The organism is Microbispora hainanensis (assembly GCF_006874475.1).
Lineage (GTDB): Bacteria > Actinomycetota > Actinomycetes > Streptosporangiales > Streptosporangiaceae > Microbispora > Microbispora hainanensis.
On record NZ_VIRM01000010.1, the window covers coordinates 1 to 16,425 of the forward strand.

Genomic DNA, 16,425 nt, shown 5'->3' on the forward strand with positions numbered 1-16,425 from the left:
GCTAAGAGCCACGACGCTTGTGGCTTGTGGCTAGTGGCTTGGCCTAGAGATCCAGCAGGCGCATGCGAAATTTTATGTTGAGTCATAAAATCGCAGTCAATGCAATGTCGTCGCATTCTCACCATCTGAGAACCCTCAGCTCAGCCCCCTATTCACTGGGACCGCGATCACGGGCGGAGCCGTCAGTTCGTCCGATTTGCCCCGATAATCGGAGAGACGTCCGACAGGGTGCGGCGAGGAGGATGTCGCGACCAAGATGCGGCCCCCAGGACATCACTTGACGTATCGTCAGCGGCGAGCGCGGCGCGGCCGGCGGCAGATAACAGATCACCAGCCGGTCTTTGACCGGCGAATCCAGGTCAATACCCGTCGACTTCGTTGACCCGCTACGCTGACCCGGACCCCAGGTCGAAAGGGCCAATTCTCGAACGCCCCGATGTCGACATCCTGGGGCGAGCGCTACGGAGGATTGCGGTGCACGAGGCAGCGGAATGGAAGCCGGGGCAAGATACTCAAATGGTCGCCACGGCGCGACTGCTGGGCCAGGATCCCGACAAGATCCACTGTCCGGCCTGGGGACTCATCGGCAACCTGGGCGACAGCATCTGCTACGCGGGCGTCCCCGCGAAGGTCGAGGCGATCCAGGATGAACTACGTCGCCGCGTGGTTGACGCCGATCTCCCGGTGCGGGTGATCGCACCCAACTTCTCGGGCGGGATCTCCGACGGACAGCGCAATGGCACACCCCAGATGCGCTACTCGTTGATCGGCCGGGAAACCACCAACGACGGTGTGTGTCTCCACCTCGAGGGGAGCGACGTCCAGGGCGTGATAGCCGTCGTTGCCTGCGACAAGCCTCCGGTAGGGACCCTCGCCGCGATCCTGGAGCGCAACGTCCCCGCGGTGATCATGTCCGACGGCTCGATCCGCCCCGGCATCGACTCCCGCACCGGTAAGCCGATCGACATCATCTACTGCTACCAGGCGGGGGCCGCGCCGCCGGCCGAACGGCGGCGGGTGGCATTGGAGGCCTCGCCGGGCCACGGCAGTTGCGGCGGCATGTTCACGTACAACACCATGCAGTCGTTCATCGCCACGTGCGGCATGGAACCGCTGCACATGGTGAGCCCAGCCTCCGAGGATCCACGCCGCATCAAGGAGTTCCCCGGCGAACTGCTCGACGTGCTCCAGCTGCTCACCGAGCGCGGCATCAGACCGCGTGACATCGTCACCCCCGCGGCCCTGCGCAACGCCACCCTGGTCGCCATCGCCATGGGCGGCTCCACCAACGTCGTGCTGCACGCGCCCGAGCTGGCGCGTGCCGCGGGTATCGACTACTGGTGCGATGTGATCACCCAGGAGGAGTTCAACCGGATGGCACGCAAGCTGCCCGTGCTGGTGAACGCCTGGCCTTTCGGGCGCTATTCGATGGTCGACATCGACGCCAAGGGCGGCCTGCCGGTGATCGTGAACGAGTTGCTCGCCGCGGGCGTGCTCGACGGCTCCTGCCTGACCTGTACCGGTGAAACGCTCGCCGAGCAGGTCGCGCGCCTCAGCCCGGTCGCACCCGACGGGGATGTGATCCGTCCGGTTTCGGCGCCGTTCAAGCCGACCGGCGGACTCAGGCTGCTCCGCGGCAATCTCGCGCCCGAGGGCGGTGCCGTCATCAAGCTCGCGGGTGTCGAGCGCGGAATGGAGGACGGCCGGTTCGTCGGCCGTGCTCGCGTGTTCGACAGCGAGAAGGCGCTCCTGGAGTCACTGACCACGGAGCCGGAAGGATTTCAGGACCGCGACATCGCCGTGATCCGGTACGAGGGGCCGCGCGGAGCACCGGGCATGCCTGAGATGCTCGATCCCACCTCGCGGATCACGGCACTCTGCAGGCAACGCGACATCACCGTCGCGCTGATGACCGATGCCCGCTTCTCGGGCGGCTCGGTCGGCCTGGTGATCGGTCACGTATCGCCCGAGGCGGCGCAGGGCGGGCCGATCGCCCTTGTCGAGGACGGCGATACGATCGTCGTGGACGTCAACGAGGACACGCTGGACTGCATCGAGCTCAACGATCCGGCGACCGAGGCCGAGCGCCGTTCACGTTGGCAGGCCGAGACGGACCGCAACGAAGGGACCCACCCGAAGGTCAGGCCGGTCACCGCCCGGCTGCTCCGGCGGATGCGCGGCAGTGCCCTTCCGCCGCTCCAGGGCGGCGGGATGTCGGACGGCCTGGTCCCCCGCTAGCGGCTGCTTCGCATGAGCAGTCAGGCGTCCATCCCGTGATCGTCATATCCGCTGAGAGCGCCACTGTGGCCGCTGTCCTCCGCGATCTCACGATCCGGGAGGGCTGTTGTCACATATGGACGGCCTGTTTACGGTAAGCCCCGATCGACTCTCGCAGATCAGCGAATGGGGAACTTTGGCATGGAGTTCTCATGATGTCTGCGCAATCTCCTGAAGCGATCATCCAAGCCCACTGGTGTGACGTGCTGGGCGTGGAGGAGGCCCTGCCCGAGGACGGGTTCTTCGAGCTGGGAGGGCATTCGCTGCTGGCGATCGAACTGCTTGAGCGGATCGAGTCGGAGCTGGGCATCGAGATCCCGGCCGATGTTCTGTTCGTCGAAGGAACGCTGTCAGCGGTCCTCAACGCCGCCGGGAAGGCGATGGCGCAGTGAGGCCGCGCGTCGGGGTGCTCTTCTCGCCCCGAGGCGCCGCCTCCGCCCGCGATGTACTGGTTGCAGCGGGCGAAGACATCGAGATCGTGCCACTGCTGCGGGTCGGCTCTGGGAAGCGATGGCCCGGGCTCACCCCGCTGATCCTGGTCCCGGCCACCGCTCTCTTGAGCCGGTCCGGGAGCGCGGCATAGGCGCGGCCCATGTCGATGAAGTACGTTATCGGGGTCCGGGTCGCCGTCGAACAGAGCGGTGTCGGTCGCGAGCAGATGTGCCGCCGTGTAGGTGGAGGGGAGGGGCGTCCGCTCGAGTGCCGCGGGCGGCGCGTCCGCGATGACGGCTTCGGCCAGGGGATCCATGGGTTATTCCTCTCTGTCCACGGGCAGGTCCTCGGGATGCGAAAGGACGGCTCGCCGGATGGTCGACATGACCTCGTGATGCCGATCTCGCAGGTAGAAGTGTCCGCCGGGGAAGAGCCGCAGCCCGGGCTCGCGGCGGCTGTGTGCGCGCCACCCGTCGAGTTCGCCGGAGAGCGAGTCGTCGGCGCCCCCGAGCAGGGTCATCGGCACGTCCAGCGGCTCGGCGGGCTCGTAGCGGTAGCGGGCGACCATCGTGAGGTCGGCCCGGTAGGCGGGCGCCACCAGCTTGACCAGCTCGGGGTCCTCGCGTACGGCCGCGGGCACGGTCCCGTACGCCACGTCCACGTAGGCGAGGAGCTCCGCGTCCGGCAACCTGCCCACGTCCGGCCGGGCGAATTCCAGCTGGGGCGCGGGCATCGCCGACAGCAGCAGATGCGCCGGCGCCCGCCCGCCTCGCGCGACCAGCAGTCGCGCCGCCTCGAAAGCGAGCAGTGCGCCCAGGCTGTGCCCGAAGAAGGCGAACGGCGCCACCGGCTCCACGGCGCGGACGAAGGCCCGGACGGCCTCACGCACCTCCAGGTGCGGGGCCTCGGCCAGCCGGCCGCCTCGCCCGGGCAGCTGCACGCCCCATATCTCGGCCTCGGGCAGGTCGTCGGCCCAGCACAGATACTCGGCGGGCGAGCCGCCGCTGTGCGGGAAGCAGTAGATCCGTATCCGCGCGTCGGGGTTGCGCCGACGGCACAGCAGCCAGGGGGAGGCAGGAGAGGCCCCCTGGGCCGACGGGCGCTCGGTGATCACCAGGCGTGGCCGTCCATCACGGTGACCCGGAACGAGACCGCGGGCTCGGGAGTGGTGGTGTGCAGCGCCCGGTGGATCAGGGAGCGGTTGTCCCAGATCAGCAGGTCGCCTTCGTCGAAGGTCTGCAGATGGATGTTCTCGTGGGTGAACGTCATGTCCCGCTGCCCGGTGGCCTCCAGGAGCTCCGTCAGCACGGAACCGTCCAACGGGGTGCCGTCCTCGTGCAGCAGCTCGTGGGCCAGAGCGTCGCTCACGTAGAGGATCTCCTCGCCGGTCACCGGGTGGACGACAACGGTCGGGTGGAAGACGTCGGGGGTCTCCCGCTCGATCTCGGCGAGCACCTCCCCGATCGGCCGGAAGACGTCCGTGGGCTGAACACGACCCTGCTGGAAACCGACCACGACCTGCTGGATCGAGTTCTCACGCCGTACAAGGAGCACTGCCGCTATCTGAGGACCGCCATGGTCGAGCGGAGTCCGGTGGACGGGGCCCTGAGCCTGCACTGCACCTTCGAGATACCCGAGTCCTGTTACATCACCGATACCGGGCACTTCAACTCGGTGGAATTCAACATCTGTTACAACCAGATGGCGTATTTCCTCATCGCCAAGGCCGTCAAGGAGTCGCTCGTGGAGCCCTTCGACGCCTGGACACTCGACGACTACTGGGAGCGCCAGCTTCCGAACATCCTCATCACCGACTTCCAGAGCCGGTTCCGTCGCCCCATCGACGCCGCCTCTTTCTCCGGCGTCTTCGAACTCCGCCGGGTCACCGTCCGCAACAGCGCCCGCCCGCTGATCGTCCTCGGCACCGCCTGCCGCTTCGAGGACGCCGCCGGTGGTCTCTCCGAGGGCACCGTGAAACTCGCCATCACCGACCCACCGTTGCCCCTGCACCAGTTGCCCACCCTCGCGCGCGCCGACCGGGAACGGCTCCTGGAACGGGTCGTGCTTCAGGAGTTCCGCAACCATATGTTCATGGAGGAGTCCGAGGAACTGGACACCACCAAGACCTACTTCGACCTCGGGCTCACCTCGCTGCAGCTCACCGAGGTGAAGGAGGCCCTGGAGCGGCGCCTCGACTGCGAGGTCGACACCACCCGCCTGTTCAACAACCCCACCATCGCGCATCTCCTGGAGCACCTCGATGACGTCGTCACCCGATCCGCGGGAATCACCGATGCCTAGGACGTACGAGAACGCGCCCATCGCGATCGTCGGCATGGGGATCCGCTTCCCGGGCGGCAACGACGAACCCGCCGGATTCCAGCGGTTCCTGCGGGAGGGCCGCTCGGCTATCGGCCCGCTGCCCGAGGGGCGGCTGCCAGGACTCCCCGAGGATGTCACGGCGGCGGGCGGCTACCTGGATTCCATCGAGGGCTTCGACGCCGGGTTCTTCAACATCTCGCCGAAGGAGGCCGCCTGGGTCGACCCGCAGCACCGGCTGACCCTTGAGACCGCCTGGGAGGCGCTGGAGGACGCCGGCATCGACCCCACATCCCTGCGCCACGGCGACACCGGTGTGTATGTCGCCGTCACCGGCATGGACTACGCCATGGAGATCGCCAGGCTTCCGGTCGACCAGGTCGAACTGTACGCGGGCACCGGCATGTTCCACTGCGGAGCCTCGGGCCGCATCTCGTACTTCCTCGGCCTGCGCGGGCCGAGCATGAGCGTCGACGGCGCCGCCGTGATCGCGCTCAAGCGGCTCGCCGACGCCCGCAGGGACGGCGATCGGGTCCTCGCGGTCATCCGAGGCTCCGCCGTGCGTCAGGACGGCGAGAGCGCCGCGCTGATGGCACCGAACGGCGAGGCTCAGGCCCTGCTGATGCGGGCTGCGCTCGACGATGCGGGGCTCGACGCGGCCGACATCCAGTACGTGGAGGCGCACGGGACCGGCACGGCGCTCGGGGACCCCATCGAGATGAGCGGGATCGCCGAGGTGTTCTCCGCCTCCCATACCAAGGACAATCCCGTCCTGGTCGGGTCGGTGAAGACCAACTTCGGTCATCTCGAGTCCACGGCGGGCCTCGCAGGGCTTGTCAAGACCGTGCTTCAGCTGCGCGACCGCACGGTCTATCCGCACATCAACTTCACGACACCGTCCCGCAAGATCCCCTGGGAGCGCATCCCGGTGCGGGTGCCGGTGACCGCGACGCCGTGGGAGGCCGCCGGCGCCCGCCTCGCCCTCGTCAACTCCTACGGGGCCACCGGTACGATCGCCTCCGTCGTCCTCGAAGAGGCGGACGAGCGGGAACCGGCGCCCGAGGCACGGGATCGGGAGTCCGGTCCCGTCCCCGGCATCTTCACCCTGTCCGCGAAGAGCGCCCGGTCCCTGCAGCTCCAACTCGACGCCTACGCGGCCTTCATGGCGGACCGAACCGACGATGAGGTCGCGGACATCTGCCGCACCACGAACGTCGGCCGCGCACACCACCTCTGGCGGGTATCCGCACCCGTGACGACCGCGGCGGAGCTGGTCGACTTCATCGACCGACGGCGCGCCCGGCCCGCGGGGCCACGCCCGTCGGCGGGCCGCAAGAACATCGCCCTGATGTTCGCCGGCGGCGGCTCGCAGTACGCGGGCATGGGGCTCTCGCTGTACCGGAGGTTCCCGGTCTTCCGGGAGCACCTCGATCGCTGCGACGAGCTGTTCGCTCCGCTGGTGGACTCGGTGCGGGACGACATCCTGACGGACGGACCCCCGGACCGCGAACAGGTGGAGAGCGCCACCGTCCTGACGGCGCGCCTGTTCTCGCTGGAATACGCGCTGGCCCGGCTGTGGCTGTCGCTGGGCGTACGGCCCGGGGTCCTGCTCGGGCACAGCCTCGGCGAGATCGTCGCCGCCGCGGTGTCCGGCGTCCTCACCTTGGAGGACGCCGTCCGGCTGGTGTCCGCACGCGGCACACTCCTGGACCGGACCTCCGCCGGGTCCATGGCCGCGGTGGATGCCTCCCGGGAGGAGGTGCTGCCCTTCCTCGCCGGCCGCCCAGACGCCTCCCTCGGCGCCGTCAACGGCCCCACCCAGTGCGTGATCTCGGGTGCCGGCAGATCCGTCGCGGAGGTCGCGTCGCTCCTGGAGGCACGCGGCGTCAAGGTGAAGTTACTGCGGGTGCCGTGCGCCTCGCACTCCCCGCTGATGGACGAGATCGCCGAGGAGTACCGCGCGGTGCTCGACGGGATCCGGTTCGGCGAGCCGGAGTTCCCCATCGCCTCCGCCGTGCTCGGCCGGATGGCTGCCAACGGCGAGATGAGCACACCGGAGTTCTGGCTGCGCCATCTGCGCTCCACCGTGAACTTCGCGGATGCGGTGCGCGCCGTCGAGGAGCGCGGGCGGCACATCTTCCTGGAGGTCGGCCCCGGGGCGGAACTCCTCGGCATGGGCCGCGAGTGCGTGACCGACGACGGCCATCTGTGGCTCGGCAGCCTGCACCGGGGCGATTTGAGCGGGGAGACGATGCGGCTCACCGTGTCCCGCCTCTACAACGCCGGGGTGCCGATCTCCTGGACGGCCTGGCACGAGGGCACGGCCGGCGCCCGCGTCTCGCTCCCGAAGTACGCCTTCGACCGCAAGCCGTACTGGCTTCCAGCCCCCGCGGACACGGGGGCCTCGCCGGATCCGGCGGAGTACCACCCGCTGCTGGGCCGCGAGGCGCCCCCCACGCCATCCCCGGCCGGCACAGAGGCCGTCTTCGTGTCCCGGATCAACGCCTCCCGGCCGTCGTACCTCGCCGAGCACGATCTGAACGGCACCTCCGTCTTCCCCGGCACCGGCTTCGTCGAGATGCTGTTCGCCGTCCAGGACGCGCTGTTCGGGGAGACGATCCGGCCGGTCGAGGATCTCGCCTTCCACGAACCGCTCTTCCTCTCGGCCGAGTTCGTGTCCGTGCGCACCCGTGTACGCGCCGAGCCCGACGGCACCCGGCAGGTCGAGATCAGCAGCCTGCTGGGCCCGGCGGAGGCCTCCGTGGAACGAGTACATGTCACCGCACGTATCGGCCACGCTGCGGACCTGGCCGTCGTACGCCCGGACATCCCTGCCGGGGAAGCCGGCCTGACCCTGTCCCGGGACGAGTTGAGCGCCTACTACCGCGATCACGGGGCGAGGTACGGGCCGACATTCCAGACCCTGGAGCGGGCCGTCCGGTACGGCGAGGATGGCGACGGGACAACAGTGGTGGGCCAGATCCACGGACGCCGACCCGCGTCGTCCGACTTCCTGCACCCCGCCCTGCTCGCCGGAGCCCTGCAGAGCGCGGCGGCCCTGTTCGCGGACCGGCGGACGGAGGGCTTCGCGTACGTACTCGTCAGCGCGGAGCGCGCCCGGCTGCTGCGCAAACCACGGGGCACGTCCCTGCGGAGCGTGCTGCGTGTGATCGCCCGCGAGGAACAGCGGGTCGGGGCCGATCTCACGCTCCTCGACGAGGAGGGAGCCGTGGTCTTCGCCATGAGCGGCCTGTCCTTCCGGCGTGTGTCCGTCGCCGGCCCCCGTCCGGTTGGTGCCGGTGGGCCGATCGACACCAACCGGACGACCGGCGCCACGCCCGCGATCGACGCAGCCGCCTGGAACGAGCTGGACGAGCCGCGGCGCACGGAGATCGCCCGCGCCTTCCTGCTCTCCCGCGTCGCTGAGCTCCTCTGCTTCGATGACCCGGGTGACATCCCCGAGAACGCGTCGTTCTTCGAACTGGGCATGGACTCGCTCATCGCCGTCAAGCTCAAGAGCGCCGCGGAGACGGCGTTCCGCGTCCCCCTGGAGGCGCGGACCCTGTTCGAGAACGCCACGGTCGAAGCCCTGGCCACCGCCCTCGCGGCGAAGGCGCCCTCCGCCCCGTCCACGGAACGAGTCTGAGATGCCCACCACCCTTGCCGCATCGATCCGGCGCAATGCCCGGATGTTCCCGGACCGCACGGCGCTGCGGTGCGAGGACCACTCCTTGAGCTATGCCGAGCTCGACCACGAGAGCGACCGCACCGCGGCCGCGCTGCACGCCGCCGGGTTGGGCGCCGGATCCCGTGTCGCCTATCTGGGCAAGGAGCCCACGCACTACTACGACGTGCTGTTCGGCTGCGCGAAGACCGGCGCGGTCCTCGTTCCGATCAACTGGCGTCTCACCGCGGCGGAGATCCGGCACATCCTGGCCGACTCCACCGCCCGGCTCCTGTTCGTGGAGAAGGAGTTCCTGGCCGCCGTCGAGGAGCTCGCCCCCGCGCTGCCCGACCTCGGCCGGCTCGTCGTCCTGGAGGACCTCGAGACCTGGAAGTCCGCCGCCCCGATCTCCATGCCGCAGACCGCACCCCTCGGCCCCGACACCCCGGTCGCCCAGATCTACACCAGCGGCACCACAGGGCTGCCCAAGGGCGTCGTCCTGGCCCACCGCACCTTCTTCGCCGTACGGGAGATGCTGGACCGCGCCGGACTGGACTGGATCGACTGGCGGGACGGTGACCGGAGCCTGATCGGGTTGCCCGGCTTCCACATCGGCGGTCTGTGGTGGGCGGTGCAGGGACTGAACGCCGGGGTCACCAACATCGCGCTGCGTTCGTTCGTCAGCGGCGAGGTCCTCCGGCTGATCCGGGACGAGGGCGTGACCACCACCTGCATGGTCCCGGCCATGCTCCACATGCTGACCACCGAACGCAACGCCACACCGGCCCACTTCGCCACGCTCCGCAAGGTGGTCTACGGCGGTTCGCCGATCTCGGAGGCCCTGCTGGGGCGTTGCCTCGCCCTCATGGGCTGCGACTTCGCCCAGATCTACGGTCTGACGGAGACCGGCAACACGGCCGTCTGTCTCCCCCCGGAGGCCCACACCCGGGGCGGAGCACTCCTCAAGGCCGCGGGCCGTCCGTACCCGGGCGTCGACGTCGTGGTGACCGACCGACACGGCGAGCCGCTGCCCATGGGGTCGATCGGGGAGATCCGCATCCGCACCCCGGCGCGCATGACGGAGTACTGGAACCTCCCCCAGGCGACCGAGGAGACCGTCGACGACGGCTGGATCCGCACCGGCGACGCCGGCTACCTGGACGCGGAAGGGCACGTCTATATCTGCGACCGCATCAAGGATGTCGTCATCGTCGCCGGCGAGAAAGCCTACCCGGCCGAGATCGAAAAGGCCCTCGAAGGACTTCCCGCCGTCGCCGAGGCGGCGGTCGTCGGCATCCCCGACGACCGCTGGGGCGAACGGCTCCACGCGGTCGTCGTCCTGGCCCCCGGCGCGACGGCGACCCCTCGCACCCTGACCCTCGGCCTGCGCACCGCCCTTGCCGCCTACAAGATCCCCACAAGCTGGGCGTTTGCCGACTCGATCCCCCGGAACCCGAGCGGCAAGATCCTCCGCCGCCTCCTGCGGGAACCGTTCTGGGCCGACCGCGACCGAAACGTCGGCTGAGCCGGGGCGCGCGCCACGGGGACGACGAGGGCCCACAGGGCGTTGACTTTGTCGCAAGTTATGACGCACCATGCTGCTACAAAGCTTGCGACAAAGGGGGCGTTATGACCCGTGAACCGTTACCGGACGCCGGCCCGCCGGCGCGTGCGGCCGATCTGCAACTGGCGGGCACGTGGCTGGCCCGGCACGACTTGGCCGGCGCCCGCCCGACCCCGCTGCTGGCCAGCCGGCTGGCGGTCCGGAGACGCGCCCGCCGCGCCGCTCACGTCATCCTGGCCGTGCTGATCCTCGCGAGCGCGCTCGCCGCGGCCTACGACCGGCTCGCCAGTTCCGCCTTCGGCGGCTTCCAGCCGCATCGACCGCTGCCGCTGCTGGCCCTGACCGCGCTGGTGGCCGGGCTGCTGCCGGCACAGTCGCTGACCGCCGACGTCATCATGCGCGTCGAGGACGCCCGCGACCTCACCACGCCGAACGTGCAGTGGTCGCTGCCCATGGTGCTGCTGTTCGGCACCGCGCCCGGCTGGTGGAGCGCTGCTTCGGTCGCCTACCTGATCCTGGGCCTGGTCGCGTGCGTCGCGCTCCATACCAGGACGCCGTCGAGCGCGACGGTGGCCCGGCGGGCCATGAGCGTCCGATGATCGTCATCGATGCGGCCTCGCCGGTGCCGCCGTTCGAGCAGCTGCGGGCCCAACTCGCCCGGCAGATCCAGGACCGCACGCTGGCCGTGGGCACCCGGCTGCCGACCATCCGCCACCTCGCGGCCGACCTCGGCCTGGCCGTCAACACGGTCGGCCGGGCCTACCGGGAGCTGGAGGAGGCGGGGCTGATCGAGACGCGCGGGCGGGCGGGCTCGTTCGTGTCGGCCGCCGGCGAGGAGGGCCGGGAGCGAGCCCGCCGGGCCGCCGCCGACTACGCGGCCGTGATCGCCAGCGTCGGCATCGACGCAGGCGAGGCGATCCGCATCGTACAGGCGGCTCTGACGTCCGGCGCGGCAGCACCGGCCTCGTCATGACCGCGACCCGGCCGCGGGGTCATGACGCCGGGCGCACGACGCGGGCGTAGCGGCCGATCAGGCGGCGTCCGAGCCGCTTCAGGTTCCAGGTGCGGTGCCGACAGCACCAACCACCGCCAGGAGTGCCTGGTTTTCTGAACAACCGAGCGCCTTTACAGCGTAGATCACGGAAGGAATTCGCTCAGCAGACGGGTGACCTCGGCGGGGCGCTCCAGGCTCGGCAGGTGACCCGCCCAGTCGAGTTCGAGCAGCGTGGCGTCCGGCAGCTCCTCCGCCAGGTGACGTCCGCTCTCCCGGAAGTACGGCAGGTCGTGCCCACCCGTGACCACCAGCGTGGGCGCGGTGACCACCGTCAGGTCGATCGGATCCCTGCGCCGCTCAGGCTCGGGCTCGGCGGCCAGCTGCACCTCGAACGCGTGCCGCTGCATCGCCGCCACCCGCGCCCTGACCGGTTCGTCCGCCTCGGGGCCCAGCCACGTGCGGACGTTGAGGTCCACCGCTCCCCCGACGTCGCCCGCCTCGATCAGCCGGTCCTCCTCCGTCCCGAACGCTTCGAGGTCGGGAGTGGGCGGCAGGCCGCAGCCCGCGTTCAGCAGCACGAGCCGCGAGACGAGGCCGGGATGCCCGGTCGCGAGCTCCAGCGCGACCCGCCCGCCGTACGACGATCCGACGAGCCTGACCTGGCGCAGCCCGAGGGCGGCGAGCAGGTCCGCGACGTCGCCGGCGTCCGTGTAGGGCCCGTCGGCGACGCACGGCGTGCGCCCGTGCCCCCGGAAGTCGAGCCGGATGACGCGGAACCGCTCGCCCAGCGGCTTCCACTGGGGGTCCCACATGCCCGAGTCGGCGACGCTGGAGTGCAGCAGGACGACGGGCTCGCCGGAGCCGGTTTCCTCATGCCAGACGGTCATCGGGCCTCCAAAGCGACGCGGACGCCGAGGGCGACCAGGACCGTCCCCGACACCTGTTCCAAACGGCGGCGGACCGCGGGCCTGCCGAGCACGGCACCGGCCCGGCCGATCAGCCAGATCACCCCGACGTACCAGACGACGTCCACGACCACCCAGACCACCGCGAGCATGGTCAGGGTCAGCGGCACATGGGCGCCCTGGGGCACGAACTGCGGCAGGAACGACATCGCGAACACGGCGGCCATCGCCCACAGGAAGATGCCCGTCTCGTTGCCGAGGAGCGCCGCCACACCGGACGAGCGCCCGGACCTGAGCGTCTGTCTCAGGATCACCGCGGTGCTGACACCCGGGATCATCGCGAGCAGGAAACACGAACCGACAAAAGCGATCCAAATCACGCGCACATCGTTTCGGCGGGGCCCGAACGCCGCAACCGCTTTACCAGCCGGTGCACCGCCGGCAGGTGGCTGTGCCTCCGCAGCGCGAAAAGGAGAAAAGGGGACTATCCTTCCCCTCCATCTTCAACGTATAGCGCCCAGGGGGGCTTGCGGCAAGACCCCTGCCATGCTCCACAATCGTCGGCCGGAAGCAGCGCCTGCGGAAAACGGGGGACGCGACGTGCGCGTTGCCGTCGACGCACGGGCCGCGCGGGGACTTCGTCACGCCGGTTCGGGCGCCGTGGTGCGTTGAACGGTCGCTAGCGACCCAGATCGGAGCTGATGACGTGAACCCGCTGCCCACCAGCGCGTTCGACCTTCCCGGCCGCCTCTCTCACAAGGCCGATCCGAGGTTGGTCGCCGCCGACGAGCGGCACTTCGCGGCCATCGCGGAGAGCCTCGAACAGTCGATCGCCGACCTGGCCGGTCGCCTCGACGCCGAGCTCAAGGCGCCCGGCGGCAAGGGCCGGCAGGCGATGGACCGGGACCTGGAGGTCCATCGGCTGACCGCCCGCCTGCGCGTGCTGCGTCGTTTCGGCCTCGACCTGTGCCTCGGGCACATGGTCGGCGAGGACGATCCCGAGCCCGTGTACATCGGACGGCTCGGCCTCACCGACAGCGCCGGTCGCCGGCTGCTGGTCGACTGGCGCTCCCCCGCGGCCGAGCCGTTCTTCGGCGCCACCCACGCCAACCCGATGGGGCTCGCCAGCCGCCGCAGGTATCGCTGGACCCGGGGCCGGATCAGCGACTACTGGGACGAGGTGTTCACCCCGGACGGGTTCGAAGGGCACGCCGCGCTCGACGACCAGTCCGCTTTCATCGCCAGCCTGGGCGGCAGCCGGTCACCGCGGATGCGCGACGTGCTCGGCACCATCCAGGCCGACCAGGACGCCGTCATCCGCGCGGGGTCACAGGGCGCCCTCGTCGTCGACGGCGGTCCGGGCACGGGGAAGACCGTCGTCGCCCTGCACCGCTCCGCCTATCTCCTCTACTCCGACCCTCGCCTCGGTCACCGCCGGGGCGGCGTACTGTTCGTCGGCCCGCACCAGCCCTACCTGGCGTACGTCGCCGACGTCCTGCCCAGCCTCGGTGAGGAGGGCGTGCAGACCTGCACCCTGCGGGACCTCGTCCCCGAGGGAGCGGCCGCGACGGTGGAGACCGACCCGGACGTGGCCCGCCTGAAGTCGTCCGCGGATCTGGTGAAGGCGATCGAGCCTGCCGTCAGGTTCTACGAGAATCCGCCCACCACGCCGATGACGGTCACGACCCCCTGGTCCGGCATCCCGCTCAGTGCCGACGACTGGGCCGAGGCGTTCGACGCACCGGACCCGGGCACTCCCCACAACGAGGCGCGTGACCAGATCTGGGCGGAACTGCTCACCATCCTGGTGGACAAGCACGACGGCGACGCGCCGGCCGACCTGGTCCGCACGTCGCTGCTGCGCGACAGGGACCTGCTCACGACCTTCAACCGCGCCTGGCCGCTGATCGAGCCGGCCGACCTCGTCGGAGACCTGTGGTCGGTGCCCGCCTACCTGCGGTTGTGCGCACCGTGGCTCAGCCCCGAGGAGGTGCGGAAGCTGCAGCGCGCGGACGCCCAGGCCTGGACGGTCTCCGACCTGCCGCTCCTTGACGCGGCGCGGCAGCGGCTCGGCGACCCGGAGGCGTCGCGGCACAGGCGACGCAGGGAGGCCGCGCTCGCCGCCCAGCGCGAGCACATGGCGCAGGTCGTCGAGAACCTGATCGAAGCCGACGACGACGGCGAGGGCCTGGTGACGCAGCTGCGCCGGGAGGACCTCCAGCGCAATCTGGTCGACGAGTCCGAGCTGCCCACGCTCGATCCGGACCGGCTCGCCGGCCCGTTCGCGCACGTCGTCGTGGACGAGGCGCAGGAGCTCACCGACGCGGAATGGCAGATGCTGCTGCTCCGCTGCCCGTCCCGGAGCTTCACGATCGTCGGAGATCGCGCCCAGGCCAGGCACGGGTTCACCGAGTCGTGGCAGGAACGGCTCAAGCGGATCGGGCTCGACCGGATCGAACTCGCCTCCCTGAGCATCAACTACCGGACGCCGGAAGAGGTCATGGCGGAGGCCGAGCCGGTCATCCGGGCCGTGCTCCCGGACGCCAACGTGCCGGCCTCCGTCCGCGGCAGCGGCGTCCCCGTCGTACACGGCTCGGTTTCGGAACTGCGCTCGATCCTCGACAGCTGGCTCGCCGCCAACGCCGAGGGGATCGCCTGCGTCATCGGCCATCCCGCGTTCCAGGGCAGCGCGCGCGTCCGTTCGCTGTCCCCGGAGCTGTCGAAGGGGCTCGAGTTCGACCTGGTCGTCCTCGTCGACCCGGAGAAGTTCGGCGAAGGCATCGAAGGAGCGGTCGACCGCTATGTCGCCATGACCAGGGCGACCCAGCGGCTCGTCATCCTCACGAGCTGACGTCTCGCCCGCGTACGGCGTGGATGCCGCGACGCCCGGGCCGCTCCTCTCGCGGGGCTCAGAACCGGTAGCGGAGAATGCGTGCCCCTTGCCGGGACAAGGCCGTGCTGCGGGCCATGAGACGGGTCAGCGCGCGCAGGGGTTGCGGGAACAGGGCGGTTTCCGGCGCGCGGGTGATGAACTGCTCCTCGACCAGTTCGAGGCCGGCGTGCCAGGACTCCGGTTCGTGCGGGTCGTCGAAGCCCTGGGCGGCTTTGACGCCGAGTGCCTTGATGGTCGGGTGATACTTCATGGTCCAGGCGGCGAAGCGGGTGTAGCCGTTGAGCGCGAGCTCGCCCGAAGGGAAACGGCCGGTCAGCGCGCGGGTCAGCGCCTGGAAGGAGTCGCCGGTCATGAAGGGGAACAGCCCCTCGGCGACGATCATCGCCGGACGGTCGCCGGGGATGGCTGTGATCCATTCGGAGCCGGTGAGGTCGGCTCCGACCAGGTGGGAACGGCCGGGCAGGCATTCGGCCCGCAGCTCCACCACTTCCGGGAAGTCGATGTCGTACCAGTCGACGCCGGGCGGAGGATCACAGCGGAACACCCTGGTGTCCAGGCCGCAGCCGAGGTCGAGCACCACGCATCCGGGATGAGCGGCCACGTACGCGCGGACGACGTCGTCGAGCTTCTTGGTGCGCAGTGCCGTGCTGACGACGAGGCTCGGCTTGACCTTCAGCTTGCCGAAGTCGTAGTCGATGGTGCCGGCCAGGTCGGCGGCGAGCGTGTCGCCGAGGATCGGGCTGGGCCGCCCGGCGTCCAGGGCCTTGGCGTGGAGAGTGAGCAGCAGCGTTTCCTGGATCAGCCCGAGTCGGGGGCGCACGCGGTGCATGGGGATTCCTTAACGGTGTAACGGATGACGGGCCGCGAGGTCCTGCAGCCACGTCAGGGAGTCGTGGGCGGCCTTGATCCGCTCGGTGCGGCGCCCCTCGCCGCCCACGATGTCGAGCCCTTCGTCGGCGATCTCGCCGAACGCGCTCAGGCTTTCGAGCTTGCGCTGGATGACCTTCTGCCAGGCGTCGTCTTCGATGCGGTAGTAGGAGACGCGATCGCCGGGCTTTCTCACCTTCTTGACCAGGCCGATGGCCGTGAGGAAGCGCATGTTCGAGGTGAGCGAGGCCCGGCTGGCCTGGATGACTTCCGCGATCCGGCCGGCGGACTGCTCGGCGGGATCGCAGATCATGAGCCAGCCGAGGATGCGTCCGGTGATGGGCGGCAGCCCCCACTCCTCGACGCAGAAGGCCGCCACCCGCTCCACCCAGCGGAGCAGCCGGTCCTGCTGTGCCTCAGTGCTCATCGTCGCGTCCTCCTCGGCCGATCGTGTGCCGGTTCACATGGCGTGCTCCATGCTTGATTGCTAGTTGTTTCAACTCTGACTGA

At 69.9% G+C, this 16,425-nt stretch carries 14 protein-coding genes; 8 read left to right on the forward strand and 6 right to left on the reverse strand.

Annotated elements, in window-relative coordinates:
* The first annotated feature begins 516 nt into the window (after window positions 1-516).
* Together FLX08_RS10510 and FLX08_RS10515 are read left to right on the forward strand one after the other, a co-directional pair.
* The gene (locus tag FLX08_RS10510; RefSeq protein ID WP_142618327.1) at window positions 517-2,238 is read left to right on the forward strand and encodes a dihydroxy-acid dehydratase domain-containing protein; all 1,722 of its coding nucleotides are present in this window, start codon (window positions 517-519) and stop codon (window positions 2,236-2,238) included.
* A 191-nt stretch (window positions 2,239-2,429) separates the two neighbouring features.
* A complete protein-coding gene (locus FLX08_RS10515; protein WP_142618329.1) occupies window positions 2,430-2,669 on the forward strand; it encodes a phosphopantetheine-binding protein in 240 nt (79 codons plus the stop codon).
* Between the two features lie 359 nt (window positions 2,670-3,028).
* On the opposite strand, the gene FLX08_RS10520 is transcribed toward FLX08_RS10515, so the two are convergent.
* Together FLX08_RS10520 and FLX08_RS41310 are read right to left on the reverse strand one after the other, a co-directional pair.
* Window positions 3,029-3,823: a thioesterase II family protein gene (locus FLX08_RS10520; protein WP_167530350.1), complete on the reverse strand. Its 795-nt coding sequence runs from the start codon at window positions 3,821-3,823 to the stop codon at window positions 3,029-3,031.
* Complete coding sequence (locus tag FLX08_RS41310; protein ID WP_244312535.1) at window positions 3,820-4,263, reverse strand: TauD/TfdA dioxygenase family protein; 444 nt, start codon at window positions 4,261-4,263, stop codon at window positions 3,820-3,822. The genes FLX08_RS10520 and FLX08_RS41310 overlap by 4 nt, the downstream gene beginning before the upstream one ends.
* A gap of 21 nt (window positions 4,264-4,284) precedes the next feature.
* Here FLX08_RS41310 and FLX08_RS10530 point away from each other — a divergent pair, with 21 nt between their 5' ends.
* The 5 genes from FLX08_RS10530 (at window position 4,285) to FLX08_RS10550 (ending at window position 11,229) form a co-directional block, all read left to right on the forward strand.
* The gene (locus tag FLX08_RS10530) at window positions 4,285-5,010 is read left to right on the forward strand and encodes an FcoT family thioesterase (protein WP_244312536.1); all 726 of its coding nucleotides are present in this window, start codon (window positions 4,285-4,287) and stop codon (window positions 5,008-5,010) included.
* A complete protein-coding gene (locus FLX08_RS10535) occupies window positions 5,003-8,674 on the forward strand; it encodes a type I polyketide synthase (RefSeq protein WP_167530351.1) in 3,672 nt (1,223 codons plus the stop codon). The genes FLX08_RS10530 and FLX08_RS10535 overlap by 8 nt, the downstream gene beginning before the upstream one ends.
* 1 nt (window position 8,675) lies before the next feature.
* Window positions 8,676-10,217 (forward strand): long-chain-fatty-acid--CoA ligase, encoded by a 1,542-nt coding sequence (locus FLX08_RS10540; protein WP_142618338.1) that lies wholly within the window; start codon window positions 8,676-8,678, stop codon window positions 10,215-10,217.
* 104 nt (window positions 10,218-10,321) lie between these two features.
* Window positions 10,322-10,855, forward strand: coding sequence for a hypothetical protein (locus tag FLX08_RS10545; RefSeq protein WP_142618340.1), 534 nt, complete (start codon window positions 10,322-10,324; stop codon window positions 10,853-10,855).
* Complete coding sequence (locus FLX08_RS10550; protein WP_142618342.1) at window positions 10,852-11,229, forward strand: GntR family transcriptional regulator; 378 nt, start codon at window positions 10,852-10,854, stop codon at window positions 11,227-11,229. The genes FLX08_RS10545 and FLX08_RS10550 overlap by 4 nt, the downstream gene beginning before the upstream one ends.
* 164 nt (window positions 11,230-11,393) lie before the next feature.
* Here FLX08_RS10550 and FLX08_RS10555 read toward each other — a convergent pair whose 3' ends face one another.
* On the reverse strand, window positions 11,394-12,137 hold the full coding sequence (locus FLX08_RS10555; RefSeq protein ID WP_142618344.1) for an alpha/beta fold hydrolase: 744 nt from the start codon (window positions 12,135-12,137) through the stop codon (window positions 11,394-11,396).
* Window positions 12,134-12,493 (reverse strand): LysE family transporter, encoded by a 360-nt coding sequence (locus tag FLX08_RS10560; protein WP_142618348.1) that lies wholly within the window; start codon window positions 12,491-12,493, stop codon window positions 12,134-12,136. Before FLX08_RS10560 ends, FLX08_RS10555 begins: the two co-directional genes overlap by 4 nt.
* Window positions 12,494-12,861: 368 nt before the next feature.
* Between FLX08_RS10560 and helR the strand changes: the two genes are divergently transcribed.
* Complete coding sequence (helR, locus tag FLX08_RS10565) at window positions 12,862-15,006, forward strand: RNA polymerase recycling motor ATPase HelR (RefSeq protein ID WP_142618350.1); 2,145 nt, start codon at window positions 12,862-12,864, stop codon at window positions 15,004-15,006.
* 58 nt (window positions 15,007-15,064) lie between these two features.
* On the opposite strand, the gene FLX08_RS10570 is transcribed toward helR, so the two are convergent.
* Entirely contained in the window at window positions 15,065-15,877 is an 813-nt protein-coding gene (locus FLX08_RS10570; RefSeq protein ID WP_142618351.1) for a class I SAM-dependent methyltransferase, read from the reverse strand.
* Between the two features lie 9 nt (window positions 15,878-15,886).
* On the reverse strand, window positions 15,887-16,342 hold the full coding sequence (locus FLX08_RS10575; protein ID WP_142618353.1) for a GbsR/MarR family transcriptional regulator: 456 nt from the start codon (window positions 16,340-16,342) through the stop codon (window positions 15,887-15,889).
* Window positions 16,343-16,425 lie beyond the last annotated feature (83 nt).

What these genes read in the sequence shown, in the direction of transcription:
- FLX08_RS10510 (WP_142618327.1), top strand. Translation starts at nt 517, where the DNA reads ATGGTCGCCACGGCGCGACTGCTGGGCCAGGATCCCGACAAGATCCAC.
- FLX08_RS10515 (WP_142618329.1), top strand. Translation starts at nt 2,430, where the DNA reads ATGATGTCTGCGCAATCTCCTGAAGCGATCATCCAAGCCCACTGGTGT.
- FLX08_RS10530 (WP_244312536.1), top strand. Translation starts at nt 4,285, where the DNA reads ATGGTCGAGCGGAGTCCGGTGGACGGGGCCCTGAGCCTGCACTGCACC.
- FLX08_RS10535 (WP_167530351.1), top strand. Translation starts at nt 5,003, where the DNA reads ATGCCTAGGACGTACGAGAACGCGCCCATCGCGATCGTCGGCATGGGG.
- FLX08_RS10540 (WP_142618338.1), top strand. Translation starts at nt 8,676, where the DNA reads ATGCCCACCACCCTTGCCGCATCGATCCGGCGCAATGCCCGGATGTTC.
- FLX08_RS10545 (WP_142618340.1), top strand. Translation starts at nt 10,322, where the DNA reads ATGACCCGTGAACCGTTACCGGACGCCGGCCCGCCGGCGCGTGCGGCC.
- FLX08_RS10550 (WP_142618342.1), top strand. Translation starts at nt 10,852, where the DNA reads ATGATCGTCATCGATGCGGCCTCGCCGGTGCCGCCGTTCGAGCAGCTG.
- FLX08_RS10555 (WP_142618344.1), bottom strand. Translation starts at nt 12,137, where the DNA reads ATGACCGTCTGGCATGAGGAAACCGGCTCCGGCGAGCCCGTCGTCCTG.
- FLX08_RS10560 (WP_142618348.1), bottom strand. Translation starts at nt 12,493, where the DNA reads ATGATCCCGGGTGTCAGCACCGCGGTGATCCTGAGACAGACGCTCAGG.
- FLX08_RS10570 (WP_142618351.1), bottom strand. Translation starts at nt 15,877, where the DNA reads ATGCACCGCGTGCGCCCCCGACTCGGGCTGATCCAGGAAACGCTGCTG.
- FLX08_RS10575 (WP_142618353.1), bottom strand. Translation starts at nt 16,342, where the DNA reads ATGAGCACTGAGGCACAGCAGGACCGGCTGCTCCGCTGGGTGGAGCGG.